Here is a 20,654-nt window from a genome sequence, read left to right on the forward strand (position 1 = left end):
ACTATGTTTATTATCACATAGTTTTTAGCTTTTAATAATTAGCAATAGGAAAGAAGTTGTTATGAAAAATCTATATCTAATGTTAAAGCAAGGAGTAAAGTGAATTTTAAAGTTCAAACTTCAATTAGTGGTTATTGTGGTTTTAACTTTCATTGCTTCAAGCATTCTAACAATTTCTTTTACTACTAATAAAAGATTAACTTCTGCTTATGACCAAGTTGTTAATAATCAAAAATCTCCAAAATTTGATACAACATATCAAATAACTGTAGGAAGTAAGGCTAAACCTCAAAAAGGCGATCCTTTATTTATTCCTATTTTTGATTTTGTAAATAAACAATATACTGGTTTTAAAGATGAAGGTTATGATAATTTTAACTTAACTTTTAATGATATTTATGGAGAAAAAAATCTTTTAACAATAGCAACAAGTTCTAAGGAATTTAAAGATGCTTGAGCAATTAAAAAAGATATTTTTGTTTATAAAGAAAATCCTGATGATAGAAAACAAATAGCAAAAGATCAAGAAAAATTTGATTTTGCAATAAACGATGCACTTTTTAATACAATGGCTGATTTATTATCTAAAAATGATCCAGCTATTAGAGATACAGTAATTGGAAGATATACCAAAGCTAATCCAAGTTGATATAAACATTTTTATGATAGTTCAAAAAATATTAAAAGTAATTGAGCAAATTTTATTAAAGATAAGAATAAAATAGAGAGTTTAAAAAAGACTAATTCTGATGATTTAAAAACCTATTTTTATTCATATTATGCTTTTGAATCTCTTTCACAATATTTCTTTAAAACAATTCAAACATTTGCTCAAAATAAAGACAGTGAGTTAAGCCAACAGGCAGGAAATGATGAAAATAATGCTCACAAATTTTTCTATGAATTTTTATTTGGTAAACCTTTTGATGAAGATAAAAAACATTCTTATAAAGAAGAATACATTGCAACTAATGAAAATGCCTATACTTTAACTTTTAATTCATCAGTTCCAACTAGTGAATTTCAAAAAATGAAATTCTTGATTAAAGTTATAAACAAAAATGATAAAAAACAAGATCAAAACTTCTTTAATGAGTTAGTTAAACAAGGGTTCAAAGGTATTTTAAGACCACTTCAAGTTACTTATAGTGATGATGGTAATGAAACTGATATTAAAGATGTAATTCAATATAGTGAAACTCAAGAATTAAGAGGATTTGTTTCAAATTCAAATATTTATTCTCAAGATGTAAAAGAATTACCTGAAATTTTTAAAAACAATAGTTTTGTAGATATTTTAGCTATGAATGCTGATCCATTTGCAAATATTGGTGAAAAATCAATTAATTTTTATACAAGTAAAGCTAATGAACTTGAAACTACAGTTGCATTAGATTTTCCAATTACAGCAGCATTTCTAACTCATCATAATTTAACAGCACAAGCTAATGGATATGATTTATATATAAGACCTGAAACTATATTTAATGATCCAATTACTAAAAAAACTTTTAGAATTGTTGATATTACTAATAAGAATTTTACTAATTACATAATATTAGATGGACAAGTTCCAACTAGTGCTAGTGAAATTACAGTAAGTAAACAATTTGCAAAAGCTAATAAAATTGAGATTGGAGATCGTTTAACTTTAGGTAATGCCAAGGCATTAATTGTTACAGGATATGCTGTTGATACTTATTCATTTTTCCCAACTTCAGATCCAAATGTACCTTTACCAAAATCTGATTCTGGTGGGTTAATTTATGCTGATTTTTCAACAATTAATCAAATTTTAGGAGATGGAAATTCAGCAACAGCAAACGATCAAACTGCAACATTTAATTTCTTTTTAATTAAAAAGAAAGATGCACTACATATAAATAATGTGTTTTATGATCATTTTTCAGTAGCAAATAAAATTAGAGATAACATTTTAGCAAAACAAAAAGGTTCTGAAATTCAAACATTTTATCAAAGTCAAGATTTTAGTAATTCTTGATATTCATTAAACTGAACTTTATATCAAAAAATTACATTTTGATATTCACTAGCAACTTTTCTAACGGCTAGTTTAATTGCTTTGGTTTCTGCACTAGCTGTATTTGTTGGAGTTATTAAATCAATTCAAGCTAATTCAAAACAAATTGGTATTTTAAAAGCAAATGGAGCTTCAAGTGCTACTATTTCTTGATCATATGTTTCTTATGCTGTGATTTTAGTATTTATAGCAATTCCATTAGGTTGAATGGCTGGAACAATGCTTCAAGTTCCATTTGTAGCTATTTTTAAAGATTATTTTAGTTTTCAAACAAATGTATTAACTTATGATTGATATGCTCCATTAACAGCTGTTATGATATTTGGAGTTTTAATTGGAGTATTTTCATTCTTAGTTGCTTTATTTCATATTAAAAAACCAGTTTTAGATATTATTAAAAGTTCTAAAAAATGATCAAAACCTAAAGCTACAGATTGATTACATAAACATATTTTTAAAAAACCTAGATTTGCTACTTTATTGATGTTAAAACTAACTGAATCTGGTAAAAAACCATTTAGTTTATTATTAGTATTAATATTTGTTGGAACTTTATTTGTTTCAGCAGGAATTGCAATTCCTAGTGTTACTAAGTATGCAAAAGATAATTATTTTAAAAAAGTAAATTATGATAATCAATATGAAATTTATAATAGTTTAGCAAATAGTCCTTTAGGAAAAGATACATTTAACTTTTGAAATGGTCATGAAGAAATTGATAATACTTATAAACTAGCAAAAGATGTATCTGGAAATATTAACTATTATGAAGATCCAAATAGTTATACTTTATCAAACCAAAACTCATCAGTTTTACCTGAACTAATTTATAAGATTAATAGTGATCAAAATAATAATGCTGAAATTCTAACTCCTTATAAATCATTTATTAAAGAATATACTAAAACTGGAGTTTCAGATCTATATAAAAACTTATTAGATTGAGCTTCATATCAAATTGGGATTTCTAATGGTAAAAGTATTTCAATTGGTACTATAGAACAGCTTTATTCTTATATATTAAATGATGCTGATTTAAACCAACGTTTTAAATCAGATATAGATAAAATTAAAGAAACTAATCTTGTTACCCAACCTTTAACTCAATTTGTTGGACAACTTTTACAAATAATTTTTAAAGACAAAGTGCAAACTACTGGTGAGTGAAAAGAAAAGATTTTAAATTTAATTTTAGGATATTCTCCTTCATTTATTAAATCTTATCTAACTAGTGATTCTAGAAAAACTCAACTTTCATTTGGTTGACAAAAACAAACTATAATTCCTAAAAAAGATCAATTAGCAACTATTTTTAAACCTAAATCAAATAATAAAGTTGCTGATTATAGTATTTTAGGTTTAGATAAAAATCAACAATCTTATAAACTTTCTGATAAACAAAAAGAAAAACTATTTTTACCAACTAATAAAGTTCAACAAATATATCAAATTATTAATAATCCTCATGCTTTAAACTTTAGAGATGTTTATTTAAATGATAAATTTAAGCTTTATGATAGTAAAACTAATACTTTAACTATTCCAACTATTGTTAATAAAAACTTGAATTATAAGTTAAGTAAATATGGAGATAGTATTATTTCTAATTTATCTTCAAATAGTGTTCAACTATCATATAAAACAAGAAATGGTGATTTTAATGCATTACCAAAACAAGCTTGATTATATGATGATAGTGATTATTTAAAAACTAAATATGTTAATAAACATGAAAAATGAGAAGATAAACCAATTCAAATGGTCAATCATCATAATAATTATTCTTCTTATGGATATGAAATAGTTCATCAAGGAGATAAAGATATTCATTATTATTTAAATCCTTATAATTTAGATGTTAATAAGTTTACTCAAAGACAAGTAATAGATATTTGATCAGATAAAAATAAAGAAAATAAACTAGTTGCAAAACAACATGACAACATAGTTGATGAATCTCCTTTATTTGGTGATTTTGTAGTTAATAATGATGGACAAATTATTAAATCATTTATTAGACCATATTATCAATTAAGAAACTTATTGTTATTTATTCCTATAACTGATAAAGTTAGTTGAGAAGATTTTGCTTTATATGCAAGTGGTTGAGATAGTTCAACTGAACACGGTTTAGATATAAAAAAAGTTATTGCTGATTTAGATAAAAATGATCCTAATACTAGAAATTATAGATATCCAGCACTTAAAAAACTTAAAGCTCATTTAGTTCCAAAATCAGTTAGACAAGCATGACATTCTGTATTAAAAACAAGTGGTTTAGCTTCTGATTATCTAGTGATTAGACCTTATGATTTTTCTATTCAACAAGAAAAATGAGCAAATCATCGTTATGAATATTTTATTTTAGATAATAACACTAAAGAAATTCTTGGAGTTAACCCACCTTCAGCTGATAAATCAATTCCAAATATTTTATTAAACTCAGTTCCACATTTTTATAGAAGAGCTGTTGGAAAAAGAAAAAGTATTCCAGCAATTATTCAACTACATGATAAAGATGTTAGATATGTAAATAGGAATTTAAAAATCAAATTAAAAAAAGTTGATGATATTGATATTTATGGAAAAGCTTATGCGTTAGTTGATTCTGATTTAGCTAATATGTTATATGGATTTGATATAAGTAGATCAATTAATTATGATTATCGTCCATTTGATACTTCAAAAATCATTACAAAAGGTGAGCTATTTAATACTTATAAAACTACAAATTGACAAAAAGTAAATACAAAAGATCCTTGAAAACAAGCGTTTATTAATCAAAATGATACGTTTAGTTATTCACCTCATTACTACTATAATACGATCTTTTCAAATTCTAGTGAACCTTTAATTATCACTAGTTCAGTGTCATTGATTTCTGAACAAAGAATAGGATTAGCTATTTTAGATTTAATGAATTTAAGTGATTATAAAGCTGGAATTGTTGATGTTGATTTTACTTTTGAAACTAAACAATTATTAAATCAAATTGCAAAAACAGCTATTTATATTGCAGTTATTATAATTACAGCTATTATGTTGTGTGCTTCATTATTGATTATGCTAATTACAGATATTTATATTTCTCAATATAAATCATTTATGATAATGTTGCGATCAATGGGATATACAAATACTCAAGTAATGTTTTATACACTTGGAATAGCTACGATATTTAGTTTATTAATTTCATTCTTTACAACAATAATTGTTTTTAGTAGTACAACAATAATTGATAAAGTGTTTAGTGCAAATGGATTTTCAATACCAATTGGAGTTTATTGAATATCAGTTGTAATATGTATTTTATTAATTTTAGTATCATTCTTTACTTCTTTATGAGTTTCAACAAAAAGAGTAAGAAATGCTGAACCAAGTACTATGTTAAGTGAAGTTGATGAATAGAAATATATTATTAAAAATCAAATGCTTTAGTGTGCATTTGATTTTTTTATACTAATTTTCTAGTTTTTAGTTGTTATAAAAATTTAGAAAATGTGAAATTATATAATTTTAATATATGGTAGATTGCTAAATTAAGACATGATGTATCAGATGAAGCTATATGATAAAAATACTAACTTATTTAAATGTTTAATTAGATATTTTATGTCTAAATTTAAAGTACCTAATTAAACAGGAGAATATATGAAAGTTATATTTTTTGGGGTAAGAGAATCAGAAATTGAATTTTTTGAAAAACTAAAAAATAAATACAACTACGAATTAACACTAGTACAAGGAACTTTAACACTAGATAGAATTGATTTAGTTAAAAATCATAATTGTGTTGTTGTTAGAGGTGCTGATAAACTAGATAGAGTTTTATTAGAAAAACTAAAAGAACTAAATGTTGAATATGTATTTACTAGAACTGTTGGGTTTGATCATATTGATATACCAGCAGGTCATGAACTAGGATTTAAAATGGCTAGAGTAGCTTCTTATTCACCAACTGCTATAGCTGAATTAGCATTTAGTTTAGCTCATAGTTTATCTAGAAAATCAGCTTATTGAGCTTATCAATCAGTTAATAAAAACTTTAAAATGGATCAATATGGATTTTCTAAAGAGTTAAAAAATAGTGTTGTTGGAATCATTGGAACTGGTCGTATTGGATATGAAGCAGCTAAAATGTTTAAAGCTTTTGGATGTGAAGTTTTAGGTTATGATATTAAACCAAATGATAGTTTAAGTGATGTTATTAAATATGTTGATTTAGATTATTTATTAGCTAATGCAGATATTATAAGTTTTCATATGCCTTATATTAAAGGTCAAAATGACAAAATGATTAATAAAGAATTGATTGATAAAATGAAAGATAAAGCTATTTTAGTTAATACTTCACGTGGTCAAATTCAAGATGAACAAGCTATTTTAGATGCTATTAAATCTAATAAATTAGCTGCTGTTGGATTAGATGTTTGAAATACTGAAAAAGATTATTTATTTAAGAAATTAGACAGTATTGAAGATCCTATTATTAAAGAATTATTAGAACTATATCCAAGAGTTTTAATAACACCTCACATTGGTTCATATACTGATGAAGCAGCATCAAATATGATCGAATATTCACTAGATAATTTAAATGAATATTTAACAACAAATGATTGTAAAAATAAGTTATAGAATAGTTGGTAAAAATATATGAATGGTGTTAAAGAAGCATTTTTACAAACTATGACTAATCAAAAACTATGAGGAGCAATTATTGCTACAATAGTTACTATTTTACTAAGTTATGGTTTAACAAAAGCAAATATTTTAAAAAAAGAATGAAAAGCAGGATTAGTAAAAGTAGTTATGACAATAGCAGTACCAGCACTTGTTTTAACTGGATTTATGAAAACTGCAAATATTAAACAACTACAAGAACAAGGTGTTATTTTAGGTATTTCATTTGCTTTTTATATTGTTTTAAATTTAATAGCATTTTTATGGTCTAAATATGCACCAAATTTAGCTAAAAAATCAGCAGAAATGATTCAAGATAATAAGGCATTAAATTCAGATGGGTCAATGAGTCAGAATCGTGCTTTAATTATGTGAATGATGATTATTTTTGGATCAACTACATTTTTTGGATTTCCAATTATTCAAGCAATTTATCCAAAATCAGGATTTATAGCAGCAAACATTTGAAATATTGCTTATAGAGTATTTTTATATTCATTTTGTTTTATGTTAATATCTGGAGTTAAATGATCAAAAGCAAACTTTAAAGATGCAATGAAAAAGACATTTGTTAACCCTATAGTTATTTGTACATTCTTAGGATTAATATTATGATTAACAACTTTAATTCCAAACCAAAGTTATGGATTAAACTTTAAATATGTAGAAAAAGGTGTTGCTTGATTTGAATTTGAAAAAACTCTTCCACTAGTTCACACAACATTTTCAAAACTAGGTGCTTTAGCTGCTCCTATTACTTGAATTGCAATTGGTATAACTTTAGCTAGTTCAAACTTTAAAAAAGCAGTTAAAGATAAATGAGTATGAATCTTTAGTATTCAAAAATTAGTAATATTGCCTTTATTTGTATTTTTAATTTTCTTAGGATTAAATCAAGCTGGATTAGTTTCAAAAGAAGTGGGTGTTTCAATGGTAATACTTGCAGCAACTCCTCCAGCAACAGTTGTAATTCTATATGCTATTCAATATAAAATGCATGAAGAATTTGCAGCTCAATGTTCAACATTAACAACATTATTAGCAGTTATTATGTTACCTTTATGAGTGGTAATTAGTAGTATAGCTTTTATATAAAAAAAATAATTATTTTAAAAGTGAAGTTAAAAAACTTCACTTTTTTTGTTGTTAATTTTAGTTGTGTTAATTGAATATGATTGTTGTAAAATATTACTAATTGTTAAAAGGATGTGTGTGTATGAAGAAATTGTTATCAGTTTTAAGTAGTGCACTTCTAGCTATTTCTACTTCTATTTTTTTAATTGCTTGCAAGTCAAAAGACACTAGTGATCAGCAAGTAAATAAAACAAATGATACACATAAGGAAATAGATCATAAAGATGAATCAAAAAATAATTCAGATAAAGATCGAGATAAAAACTCAAAAGATAATCCTACTAGATCTAATAAAAATTCAAATGGTAATGATTTTGGAAAAGATAAACCACCAAAAGATCAATCTGATCAAGAATTAAATGATGATGTTGTTGAAGCCATTCCTGAAGAGAATGAAACTGATCACGAATTAAGAGATATCACTTTAAAAGATAATTCGGGTAAAGAAATTAAAGGAAGAGAGATTACTAAATTAGGTTTTTATAAAACAAAAGATGGTAAGTTTGGATTGCAACAAGTACAACCCGATGTTATAAAAGTTCCTTCAAAATTACCTAGTTATTTTACTATTTTAAAAGGTGCATTTTATCGCAGCGAAAGCTCTTATATTCAAGGTATTGAATCTTGAGATACTTCTAGAATTACAGATATGAACGCATTGTTTGAAGATGCTGAGAATTTTAATCAAGATATAAGTAAATGAGATGTATCGTCAGTTCAAGATATAGAAGACATGTTTAAAGGGGCAAAATCTTTTAATCAAAATTTAAGTAGCTGAACATTTAAAGATTCTGTAAAACATAAAGATTTTGCTAAAAGTTCGGGCATTGTGAATAACAAAGAAAAATGACCTAAAAACTTAAAAAAAACAATAATTAATGTTTAATTGTTAACCGTTTTAAAGAACCATAGGTTCTTTTTTTGTCGAATTTGGTAAACTTTTTTTGTTGTTTTTTCCTAATTTGGTAAACTTTTTCTGCCAATTTTCCCTAATTTGGTAAACTTTTTTTGTCGTTTTTTCCTAATTTGGTAAACTTTTTCTGCCAATTTTCCCTAATTTGGTAAACTTTTTTTGTCAATTTTGTCGAATTTGGTAAAGTTTTTACTTTAAATCTTGTAAACTTTTTTAATTAAATTTGGTAAAAATAATACTAAGGAGAGCTCGGAATTATGAATAAAGAAAAGTATAAACCTAGAATAATGGACAAAATAATATCATCATATTTTGATGTTGCGAGTTCTATTTGTATTGAAGGAATAAAGTGATGTGGTAAAACTACAACAGCTAAAAGAATTTCTAAAAGTCAGTTTTATATAGGATTAGAAGAAAAAAATTCTTCTAATAAAGAGCTCGCTATAATAAATCCTAAATTTGTTTTAGATGGTAAAACTCCTAGACTTATTGATGAATGGCAAAATGTACCTGCACTTTGAGAAGCAATAAGATGAGAAGTAGATTTAAGATCAAAAAAAAACCAATTTATTTTAACGGGTTCATCAACTCTAAAACGTAAAAAAGTTTTACATAATAAAGCAGAAAGAATTGTGACATTAAAAATGAGCACTATGAGTTTATTTGAATCAAATGATTCTGAAGGCTTGATATCTATAAATGAACTTTTATTAAATAATATAGAAACAAGATTTGTTGAAAGCTTAACATATGAACAATTAGCTTATCTTATTGTTAGAGGTGGGTGACCAGAAAATTTAGATTCTAATAGTAGTAATTGTCATGAGTTACCTAAAAAATACATTAATAAAATTCTAGAAGAAAAATCAGCAGAACAAAACATTAAGTACAACTTTAAAATTTCTAAGTTAATTCTAAAATCATTAGCTAGAAATTTTTCAACAACAATTAGTGAGCGTTCAATAATAACAGATATTTTAAAAAATGAAAATAAAACTATCTCAAGACCAACACTAGCTAAATATATAGAATTCTTAAACCGCTTATTTTTATTTGATAACCTAAAACCTTATCATCTTGAAAAATCAAAAATAAGAACAAAATGATTAGAAAAAAGATACTTTAGTGATCCATCTTTAGTTTGTGCATTATTAGATTTAACAGCTGAAGAATTAGAAGACAACTTTGCTTTATATCAAGTGTTATTTAAATCATTAGTAATAAGAGATTTAAAAGTTTATGCACAAGCTAATGAAGCAAAAGTCTTTCATTATGAAGATTATTTAAATAACAAATTAGATGTTGTTATTGAATTTAAAAACGGTAGTTGATGTGCAGTAGATATAATTCTTGGTTGAAGTCAATTAAATACAGCTGCTAGAAAATTAAATAAAACAGTTGCTTCTATAACAAAACACAATCCTAAACCACCAGTTAACAAATGCATAATAGTTGGATTTGGTAATATAGTTTATAAAAGAGAAGAAGATGGAATTATAGTTATTCCAATTAATGCATTAAAAGATTAATAAAACATTAAAAAACCAAGACTTAAAATGTCTTGGTTTTTTGTTATATTAATTATTTATCTTTATTTTCTTCTTTAATATCATTAATATCTAAATCAATGATTTTTCCAGAATTTATTTTTTCTTGTTCTTCTTTATATTTTTCTTTTTCATAAATTACAGCTTCAGGTAATTTATTGTTTTTATTAATGTAATCAATTTGTTCAGCGGTAATTGTTTCTAAAACTCTTAATGATTCAGCTAATAATTCTAAAGTTTCCATATTTTCACTAATTACTTTAATAGCTAATTTATATGATTCTTCTAGAATTTTTTCAACTTCAGCATCAATTTTAGCAGCAGTTTTTTCTGAATAACTACCTTCAGTTTTTCCATAAGCTTCATCAGCCATAGTTAAGAATTTAGTTATTCCTAAATCTGACATACCAAATTGCATTACCATTCTTCTAGCAATAGCTGTAGCTTTATCAAAATCATCATGAGCTCCAGTTGTAACTTTATCTTTACCAAATTTAATTTCTTCAGCAGCACGACCACCTAAATATCCAGCAATCATAGCATATAGATCAGATTTTGATGAGAATAAAGTTTCATCTTTTGGAGTCATAATAGTATAACCACCAGCATTACCACGAGGAATAATTGTAACTTTTTGTACTTTTGAAGCACTTTCAAGTTTTAATCCAATTAAAGCATGACCTGATTCATGATAAGAAACAATTTCTTTGTCATGCATTGTCATTGCACGTGATTTTTTAGCAGGACCACCAACAACTCTATCAATAGCTTCATCGATTTCATTAATACCAATAACAGTTTTACCTTCTCTAACCATTAAAATAGCAGCTTCGTTTAAAACGTTTTCAAGTTGGGCTCCTGAAAATCCTGGAGTTCTTTCAGCAATTCTATGTCAATCAATTGATGGATCAATTTTTTTGTTTCTTGCATGTAGTTTTAAAATTTGTTCACGTTCTTTAATATCTGGTAGAGAAACTTGAATAACTCTATCAAAACGACCTGGTCTTAATAAAGCAGGATCTAGTACATCAACACGGTTAGTTGCAGCCATTACAATAATTCCTGAATTAGTTTCAAATCCATCTAATTCAACTAGTAATTGGTTTAAAGTTTGTTCATTTGTTCCAGTTCCAATTGCTGAATTACGTTTTCTACCAACAGCATCAATTTCGTCAATAAAAATAATTGCAGGAGCAGCTTTTTTAGCTTCATTAAACATTTCTCTAACTCTGCTTGCACCAACCCCAACAAACATTTCTTCAAATTCTGAACCAGCTATAGAAAAGAAAGAAACATTAGCTTCACCAGCAACAGCTTTTGCTAGTAAAGTTTTACCTGTTCCAGGAGGGCCTTCCATTAAAACTCCTTTTGGAGCTCTAGCACCAGCTGAAGCATATTTTGCAGGTTGTTTTAGATAGTCAACTAGTTCTACTAATTCAGATTTTTCTTCTTCAATACCAGCAACATCACTAAATTTAACATTAGATTTTTCTCTACGTGCTCTATTTTTACCCATTCCAAATAGACCATTAGCACCAGCTCCGGCACCTCCACCTTTAGCCATGAAGTAAAATAAACCAATGTAGAATAAAATTAAAATTAACATTGGTAATAATGATGAAAGTAATGAGAATCAAGATGATTCAGTATAACGAGTAGTATTAGAATGTCATACAAAGTTTTTAAAGGCTTCACTATAACTATTAATAGCAAATGAGTTAGTATTAACAGTAAATTTAGTTCAACCACTTCCATTGTTATATCATCCAGTGATTACTTCAATACCTTGGATATTATTACGTTGTAAAACAACATTATTAAAAGATTTACCTTGAGTAAATAAATTATTAAGTTGTTCAATAGTTAAATTTTGAGTAGTTCCTCTAGAAGTTATACTAATAACTGATAGTAAAATTATAAAACCTACTATTAGAATTATTCAAAACCAAAACGTAGATTTTCTCTTCTTTTTGTTCATCTGTTTCTCCAGTCTATTTAATGTCCATAATATTTAATATTATCACATTGATGAGTAAATAATGACGGCTTTATCATTGTAGTTTTTAAATTAGTATTTTCTATGATATTATATTATTGGTAAGACGTAGGGATTGAAGAATATCTTAATCGTATGCACTATAAAGTGTAGAGTACGGGCACCCCTATGCTGGAAGGAGACTATGTCTCCTTTTTTTAAAGGTGTGAATATATGACTTATTATTTAAATTTTTATCTTGATGAAAGTGGAAATGCAATTTCTGATTTTTTTGTTGTAGGTGGATTTTATTTAAATGATTCAGAGTATCAAAATATTCAAATTAGTGAATCTAAAATTAAGTCAAATATTTTAAAAACAGAAAAATCAATTAGAGATTATAGAAATAATTTTGAAAAAGATCTTAAAGCTTATGATCTTAAAAAAGAAGTTAAATGAAATAATTTATCTTTAAGTAATAAAAAAGCATTATCATCAAAAATTAGATTTAATAATCAAACTAATGTTGCAATGATTAGTAGTTTAAAAAACTGAAATTCAAAGCATAGTAAAGAAATTAATTTAGATGCTATTTATAATATGATGGTTAAAAATCTAATTGAAAGAACTATTAAATCTATTTCAAGTAAAAGTGTTATTAAAAACCAAGATATTTTAAATATTAAAGTTTATATTGATCAAAGAAAAACTATGATTAAAACTAATAAAAGACAAAAACTAGAAACTTTAGAAGGTTATTTAAAAACCTCATTTTTTTGAGAGTTAAACTTTAAAGAGATTTTAGTTAAAGTTATACAATTAGAATCAACTTCTTATCCTTTAATTAGATATGCTGATTATTTTGTTGGTAGTGTTGCTAGTATGTGCAACTTTTTAAATCACTCAACTAGATCTTGATATCAAGAAGCTGATGTAGTTTTTGAACAAATGCATAAAAAAGTACCTTGCATTTGTAACCAAGCAATTATTAAACAATCTAATGTTATTGAACAACTAGTTGGTTTTTGTCAAAATCACAATCATGTTAGAGAACAAAAAACTAATAATGTTTTTTAATTTTATTTAAAATAACTTTATCTTTTATGTTAAATACAACTGGAGAAAAAAACCTAGTTTTATAACTAATTTTTCTTTCTATAAAAAACCTATTAGTTTTTTTATTTTTAATTGTTGTAATTGATTTGTAATAATCATAATCATTACTAATTACATAACTAAAGTTTCTTTCTTTTAAAATGATCTGTTCAATTTCTTTAATATTTTTAAAACTAGTTTGATTAATTAAATCATCTATATTGTTAATAGTTATAGTTTTAACTTCTAATAAACTATTTTTTATAATAAATAACTTGTTATAGTCTTTAATTAAACTATGATCATTAAGATTAATTTTTCAATAGCCTTTATTTGAACTAACTAGTCTTTTTGCAATTTCACTAATAGTTTTATTACTTCTATTAAGCAATAAATTTTCTTTATTAACTAATTTAAAATATTGATAAATAATTCTTTTAATACAATCATCATCTAATAAGAAAAGATCTTTATTTAAAATTAATTCATTATCTATAATATTTTCATTTAAATAGTTATCAACTATTTTTTTTATGTTTTTTAAACTATCATTAGCTTTATTGATTTGATTTTTTATTTTAGTAAAGCTATTTTCATTTAAAGTTGCTCTAATTTTATTTCTTTGATATTTAGTATCACTATTAGTTGAATCAATAGCATAACTAATTTTATTAGTATGTAAATAGTTAAGAATTTCAGATTTTTTAACATCTAATAAAGGACGATAAACTACTAGATCTTTATACATACTAACTGTTCTTAACCCATAATAATCAACTAAATTATTTCTTTGTAATTGTAGTAAATAAGTTTCAATTAGATCATTTAAATTATGAGCAACTAGTAGATTGTAGATATTATATTTTTTAGCTATTTTATTAAAAAAATCATAACGTTTTTCTCTAGCTCAAGATTCAAAATTTTCTTTTAATAAATCGTAGTTTTTTTGTACATTTAATAACTCTAGTTTTAAATTAAATTTTTTACATAAATCAGAAACTATTTTTTGATCTATATTCGAATCAGATCTAAAGTTATAGTTAACATGACAAACTACTAAATTATTTGGATCAATGATTTTTATAACATTACATAATAAAAAAACACTATCAGGTCCACCTGATACTGCGATTAAATATTTTTCAAATTTATTTATATTAGATAAGTTCATAATTATTCAATTTTTAAAGTTTTAATTACCTTTTCAAAACGTTTAGGATCGTTAGTTAATATTCTATTAAATATAACTTGAACAACATATAGTAAAGAAAAGTTCGCTGAGTGTTTAATTTTTTGTAGTGGATCATCATCACTAACTGCATATTTAACTCAATAATCACAAACACTAGAATATTTATTTGCTTTATTCATTGAAATTAAACCTATTCTTGAACCATTCTTTTTTAGTTGTGAAATTGCTTGAAAAGTTAAATTGTTTTCTGCAAAATGAGAAACTACAATAAACACTCAAGCAGAATCAGATATTTTTGTAAAGTAATCTAGATCTTCTTGTTGATTAATAATAACTGGAGGAATTCCAATTAAATTCATTTTTTCAGCAAGTTCAGTAACAGCGTGATTAACACTATTATCATAAGAAATTAAAGCAACAGTTTTAGTGTTATAAATAGCTCTAACTAGTTTATCAACTTCGTTAATATCAATTAAAGCATCAGTTGCAATTATTGCGTTATTTATTTCATCAAATTTGGTGATTTTTTTATTTTTATCTAAAGATGTATTTTTGATTTGTTCTTCTTGTTGATTTAAATAAACTCTTAATAAAGTTTGAAGTTCACTAAATCCTGAAATATCTAAATATTTTTGACAAAAACGAGTTATTGTTGCTGGAGAAGTGAATGTAAGTTGTGCTACTTTTGAAATTGTTGAATTTGTAATTAATTCTATATTATTTAAAATTACTCTACTAGTAACACCAATTGTACTAGTTTTTTCTTTTGATAGTTGATCAAGTTTTAATATTAATTTTGTAACATCCATATACTTATTCTTTCTAATTGAATTATATAATACTTACTAAGATTTAATTAACTAGTCGTGAAAGTATTTTAACAATTCATCAGTATAAGTTTCATCATCATTATGTGTAATTAAAGTAGGTAATATCTCCATTCCTTCATTTCCTTGATAAATTCCATCAATTAAAATCATTTTTGCATTATCAGTTTTTTTAGATTGAATTAGTCTTAATCTTTTTGGATAAATATTGTATTTATAAAATAAATTAATAATTTCACTTAGTCTTTCACTTCTATGAACAATAGTAAAATTACCACCATTTTTTAAACATCTAGCTGCACTTTTGATTATTTGTTCTAGACTAATTAATAATTCATGTCTAGCGTTTGCTATTTCTATTGATGCTTCTTTTAATTTGGGATTATTAGTTGTTTTAAAAAATGGAGGATTACATACAACTAAGTCAAATTCTTGGTTATGTAATTTACTAAATTCTTTTATATCAGCATGAATGATTTCTATTTGATCTTCTAAGTTGTTTAATTTTATATTTTCTTTTGCAATTTCAACAGCTTGAGCTTGAATTTCAACACCCGTTATTTTTGCTTTTGTGTATTTAGATAAAATTAAAGGAATCACTGCATTATTAGTTCCAAAGTCACAAATCTTTTTTTTCTTACTGTTTAAATTACAAAATCTAGCTACTAAAACACTATCTAAAGTAAAATTAAACATTTTATTGTGTTGATATAATTTTCTATTTTTATATCCTAATAAATCATTTAAAACTTTCATTAAATTTGTTCTACAATTCTAATTAAATAATTATCAATTACAATACTAGTTATTGGTAAAAACTTTAAATCATCTAGTATTTCTAAAGTTGGAGAAATTAAATTAGTAAACTTATAAACAATTGTTCTATTATAAGCATCATCTATCATTTTAACTAATTCTGATTTATCCATTGATTTCATTTCTTTATTAAACAATAAGATTTCATCTTTATTTTTTGATAATAATAATTCTTCAAAACGATTAAGTTTATCATCTAAATTAATCTCATTATCAATATTAATTAACTGACAACGAGATCAAATAGTATTAATAATTTCACTATAGTTATTAGTTAATAAAATTCCATAAGTATTAATAGGTGGTTCTTCTAAAAATTTTAATAAAGAATTTGCTGCAGTTTGTTTTAAGTTTTGAGCATTTTTAATTATAAAAAACTTAATGTTTTGTTTTCCAGTTGCAGATAGTGACATTTTATTAATTAGATCTAATACTTCTTGATTTGTAATATTTAAATTATTTCCAATTGTTAATATATCAATATGAGTATTATTTTTGATTTGTTCTTTTAGTTTATTAAAATCAAGATTATCTAAATTTTTACTAAATGCATAATAAATAATTTGATCAACTACATCTAAACTAATTTGTTCATTTTTACAATTTAAAATAATGTTAGAAAATAAATTATTATTATCAATAAGTTTTTTTAAACGATTAATTACTTGTTCTTTTTTCATTATCTTTAAGCTTTTCTAAAATTATTTTAATAGCTTGATCATAGACTTGATCAATATCTTTATTGGCATCAATTACTTTAATACGTTCAGGGTTATTTTTAACTAGTTCTAAATATCCTTGATAAACTTTTTGTTTAAAATCACTTTGTTCTTTATCTAAACGGTTTTTTGAATTTTCTCCTCTTATTTTCATTCTTTTTTCAGCTTCACTAAAAGAAACATCAAAAAATAAAGTTAGATCAGGTAAACAGTCTTTTAAAACTATTTGTTGAACTTGATTAACTAAATTAACTCCAATGTTTCTAGCACTTCCTTGATAAGCACTAGTTGAATCAATAAAACGATCTGAAATAACAATAATATTTTTTTGTAAAGCTGGTTTAATTACTTTTTGTAAATGCTGATTTCTTGAAGCTATAAATAATAAGGCTTCAGTTCAAGCATCCATATTTTGATTTTTATTATCTAAAATGATTTGTCTGATTTGTTCAGCAATCATTTCTCCACCAGGTTCTCTTGTAACTAGAACTTGATAATTTAATCTTTCTAATTCTTCTTTTACTTTTAATAATGCTGTAGTTTTACCACTACCATCCATTCCTTCAAACGTAATAAACATTTTTATTCTCCATATTTTTTTCTATTGATAAATGCACTTTGTAAAGTAAATTCATCCATATAATCTAAACTAGCTCCCATTGGAATACCTTTAGCTAATCTTGTGATTTTTATGTTTTTTGTACTTAGTAATTTGTATAAATAATTAGCAGTTAGTTCTCCTTCAAAAGTTGAGTTTAAAGCTAATATTATTTCAGTATTATCATTAATTCTTTTAAAAATAGAACTAATGTTTAATTTATCAAATGTGATGTTTTTATTAAGATTAATTTCACCATTTAAAATATGATAAACACCTTTATATTTATTTGTACTTTCTATGTTTTTAGCATCTAAAATTGTTGCAACTATACAAATTGTGTTTTGATTTCTATTATCTAAACTACATACTAAACATTTATTATTTTCACTTAAATATCCACATATTTTACAAATTGAAATTAATTGATTAGCTTTATTTAATTGGTTAACAAATTCATTTAATTTATCTTTATTTAATAATAAATCTACTAATAATCTTTCTGATGTTTTTTTAGTTAATCCTTGATTAGTTCTAATTGAATTAATAATTTCATCAAATATATTTTCAGACATTTTAATCACCTATCATAAAGTCATCATTAAATAGATCTTTAGCTTTATTAATTAAATCTTCATCAACTTCATTATCAATTGTTAAATATTTTTCTTTTAGTTTATTTATATTAATTTCTTGATATTTAGATAATTTGTTTTTAATTTTTAGATCTAAAAATATAGTTTTAATTTCATCTCATTTCATTTTATCAATAGCAAAAATTAAATAAGGTTTTTTAAATCAATGATAAATTGCTTGTAAAACATTTTTATCTAACATTGAATCATTAATTAAATTTGCATGTGTTTTAGTTTGAGTTTTTAAAACAATTAAATCATTAGTTAAAGAAATAACTTTACTATCTAAAAGCATAAATAATTTTGAAGCTTGATCAGTATTTATTAATTTATCATTATGATTTTCAAATAGATCCTCTAGTTGTTGTTCAATATTATTAATTTGAGCTTTATAGTTTTTAGTTTCAATTAAAATACTAATTAAATCTTCATTTAAAAGCATTCTAACTTTACTATCAATTGCTTGAGAAACATGAATATTAAACTTAGATTTTAACTCACTTAAAGTTGAACAAATTTCTGTTGGTTCACTTTGTTCTTGTTGAAAATCAAATTCATTAGTTAAAGTGTTTTCTGGTTCATCAAAACTAGTTTTTATCACTTCTTGTTGAATAAAAGTTTGATTACTAGTTTGAGAATCAATAGATTCTTCAATTATGAATTGATCATTAAAATCGTTGTTTGAAATTGAAAAATCATCATCAAAAGGATTAAAGTCAGGATGAGTTGTATTCTGATCATCTACTTCTTGTTTTTCATATTTTGGTTTAACAACTTCAAATTCTTCAGGGATTTGGAACTCTTTTGTTTTCTTAGTCTCAATTGTAGTTGTAGTTGTGTTTGTTGTTGTAGTTTTTTGTTGATTATTATTTGAGTTAATTGTTTTTAATAAGCTTAATAATAAGTAGTTAAAACTAATATTAGCAGCCTTTGTTTTAAAATAAGCTTCAGCTAAATTATCAGATAGTAAAAATAAATTATCTACATTAATCAAATCAAATTGTTTAACTTCTTCTACTTCTAATATATTTAAAAATTCAGAGTTTTTAGTTAATTTATATTCAATAATTTCTTTTAAAATTTCAATTAAACCTAGTGCAAAAACATCTCAGTTCATCCCTTGGTCATTTGCTTTTTGAAAATATGAAATTATAAAGTTAGTATCATTATTTAAAGATTGTTTTATTACTTGTAATTGCTCTTGTTTTGTTGCAATTAAAAAAATTGATTTTAAATTATCAATAGTAATTAGATTATCAGTAGCTAACATTAATTGTTCTAAAATGTTAATTGCATCTCTTAAAGAACCTTCAGATAAATAAAAAATTTCATCTAAAACTTGTTTTTCAATTTGATAATTTTCTTGACTAGCTATATATTCTAAACGGTTTTTTAAAGAGTTTTTATCAATTTTTGTAAAGTTAAATATTTGACATCTAGATAAAATGGTTTGAGGGATTTTATTAAATTCAGTAGTTGCTAGAATAAAAACAGCATAAACAGGAGGTTCTTCTAAAGTTTTTAATAATGCATTAAAAGCTTGTTTAGTTAACATATGAACTTCATCAATAATATAAACTTTATATTTACTGTTTAATGGTAATGTTGAAACTGAGTTTTTAATTTCTCTAATTTCATCAACACCATTATTTGAAGCAGCATCAATTTCAATAATATCAATTGATTGATTTTCATTTGCTAATTTACAATTACTACAATTTTCACAAGCTTTAGAACCATTTAAATTTAAGCAATTAATAGTTTTTGCAAAAATTCTAGCTACACTAGTTTTTCCAGTACCTCTTTGTCCAGAAAATAATAATGCGTGATTAATTCTATTATCTTTTATTTGTTTTTCTAATATTTCTTTAATGTTATTATGACCAGCAACGCTATTAAAATCTTTTGGTCTATATGTTCTGTATAAAGATTGTTTATTTGTATTCATTTGACCCTCCAACTAATATAATTTTATCTTATATTAGTATTCTATTAGATAAACAAATACTAGTAGTTAATATTAGAAAATTAATATTTATCTTTTAGTAATAAAAAAATCGTTAAGTAATTTAATGTATTGTTCTTGTTTATTGTGGTTTTTTATTTGAATTAAATTTAAAGTTTGATCATTAATACTATAATTGTTTGAAATTCCAAATTTATAACTATCTACAAGATAATAAATAGTTTTAATCTTTACTTGTTTTATTGCTGAATAACACATCATACAAGGTTCAAGAGTTGTTATTAGTTTATATTCAGATAAATTAAAAGTATTTAATTGATTAATTAGTTTATTGATTACATTAATTTCAGCATGTTGAGAAATATCTTTATTTTTATATCTTGTATTAATATCTAAACTAACAATATTATTATTTTTATCAATAATACAACTACAAACTGGAATATCATTATAAGTTAATGCTTTTTTAGATTCATTAATCATTAGATCTAATATGTTATTAAAATCATTCAT

General features: G+C 24.2%; 15 protein-coding genes. 6 read left to right on the forward strand and 9 right to left on the reverse strand.

Translation table 4 applies throughout. The features are described 5' to 3' along the window. The first annotated feature begins 61 nt into the window (after nt 1-61). From D500_RS00155 to D500_RS00175, 5 genes are all read left to right on the forward strand, one after another. Nucleotides 62-5,449, forward strand: a complete 5,388-nt coding sequence (locus D500_RS00155) for an ABC transporter permease (RefSeq protein ID WP_008362731.1) — start codon at nt 62-64, stop codon at nt 5,447-5,449. A gap of 243 nt (nt 5,450-5,692) precedes the next feature. Further along, complete coding sequence (locus tag D500_RS00160; RefSeq protein ID WP_008362730.1) at nt 5,693-6,679, forward strand: 2-hydroxyacid dehydrogenase; 987 nt, start codon at nt 5,693-5,695, stop codon at nt 6,677-6,679. 18 nt (nt 6,680-6,697) lie between these two features. Further along, the gene (locus D500_RS00165; RefSeq protein WP_008362728.1) at nt 6,698-7,819 is read left to right on the forward strand and encodes an AEC family transporter; all 1,122 of its coding nucleotides are present in this window, start codon (nt 6,698-6,700) and stop codon (nt 7,817-7,819) included. Between the two features lie 121 nt (nt 7,820-7,940). Further along, the gene (locus tag D500_RS00170) at nt 7,941-8,744 is read left to right on the forward strand and encodes a BspA family leucine-rich repeat surface protein (protein ID WP_008362727.1); all 804 of its coding nucleotides are present in this window, start codon (nt 7,941-7,943) and stop codon (nt 8,742-8,744) included. A 284-nt stretch (nt 8,745-9,028) separates the two neighbouring features. Continuing rightward, nucleotides 9,029-10,300, forward strand: a complete 1,272-nt coding sequence (locus D500_RS00175) for an ATP-binding protein (RefSeq protein ID WP_008363235.1) — start codon at nt 9,029-9,031, stop codon at nt 10,298-10,300. A gap of 52 nt (nt 10,301-10,352) precedes the next feature. On the opposite strand, the gene ftsH is transcribed toward D500_RS00175, so the two are convergent. Further along, nucleotides 10,353-12,296 (reverse strand): ATP-dependent zinc metalloprotease FtsH, encoded by a 1,944-nt coding sequence (gene ftsH / locus D500_RS00180; RefSeq protein WP_008363233.1) that lies wholly within the window; start codon nt 12,294-12,296, stop codon nt 10,353-10,355. 231 nt (nt 12,297-12,527) lie between these two features. Here ftsH and D500_RS00185 point away from each other — a divergent pair, with 231 nt between their 5' ends. Then, nucleotides 12,528-13,370, forward strand: a complete 843-nt coding sequence (locus D500_RS00185; protein WP_008363231.1) for a DUF3800 domain-containing protein — start codon at nt 12,528-12,530, stop codon at nt 13,368-13,370. Here D500_RS00185 and tilS read toward each other — a convergent pair. The 8 genes from tilS to D500_RS00225 all read right to left on the reverse strand — a co-directional run bounded on the left by tilS (nt 13,354) and on the right by D500_RS00225 (nt 20,654). Continuing rightward, nucleotides 13,354-14,559 carry a tRNA lysidine(34) synthetase TilS gene (gene tilS / locus D500_RS00190; RefSeq protein WP_008363229.1) on the reverse strand — a complete coding sequence of 402 codons (1,206 nt, stop codon included), beginning with the start codon at nt 14,557-14,559 and terminating at the stop codon, nt 13,354-13,356. The genes D500_RS00185 and tilS overlap by 17 nt on opposite strands. Nucleotides 14,560-14,561: 2 nt before the next feature. Then, on the reverse strand, nt 14,562-15,389 hold the full coding sequence (locus D500_RS00195) for a MurR/RpiR family transcriptional regulator (protein WP_008363226.1): 828 nt from the start codon (nt 15,387-15,389) through the stop codon (nt 14,562-14,564). A 51-nt stretch (nt 15,390-15,440) separates the two neighbouring features. After that, entirely contained in the window at nt 15,441-16,163 is a 723-nt protein-coding gene (locus D500_RS00200) for a tRNA1(Val) (adenine(37)-N6)-methyltransferase (RefSeq protein ID WP_008363225.1), read from the reverse strand. Further along, nucleotides 16,163-16,903 carry a DNA polymerase III, delta subunit gene (locus tag D500_RS00205; protein ID WP_008363223.1) on the reverse strand — a complete coding sequence of 247 codons (741 nt, stop codon included), beginning with the start codon at nt 16,901-16,903 and terminating at the stop codon, nt 16,163-16,165. Before D500_RS00205 ends, D500_RS00200 begins: the two co-directional genes overlap by 1 nt. Beyond that, nucleotides 16,881-17,522 carry a dTMP kinase gene (gene tmk / locus D500_RS00210; protein ID WP_008363220.1) on the reverse strand — a complete coding sequence of 214 codons (642 nt, stop codon included), beginning with the start codon at nt 17,520-17,522 and terminating at the stop codon, nt 16,881-16,883. Before tmk ends, D500_RS00205 begins: the two co-directional genes overlap by 23 nt. Nucleotides 17,523-17,524: 2 nt before the next feature. Further along, nucleotides 17,525-18,115, reverse strand: a complete 591-nt coding sequence (gene recR / locus D500_RS00215) for a recombination mediator RecR (RefSeq protein WP_008363219.1) — start codon at nt 18,113-18,115, stop codon at nt 17,525-17,527. A 1-nt stretch (nt 18,116) separates the two neighbouring features. Further along, a complete protein-coding gene (gene dnaX / locus D500_RS00220) occupies nt 18,117-20,123 on the reverse strand; it encodes a DNA polymerase III subunit gamma/tau (protein WP_008363217.1) in 2,007 nt (668 codons plus the stop codon). Between the two features lie 87 nt (nt 20,124-20,210). Further along, entirely contained in the window at nt 20,211-20,654 is a 444-nt protein-coding gene (locus tag D500_RS00225; RefSeq protein ID WP_008363215.1) for a nucleoside deaminase, read from the reverse strand.

Origin of the sequence: Mycoplasma feriruminatoris (assembly GCF_000327395.2) — a bacterium.
Taxonomy (GTDB): domain Bacteria; phylum Bacillota_I; class Bacilli_A; order Mycoplasmatales; family Mycoplasmataceae; genus Mycoplasma; species Mycoplasma feriruminatoris.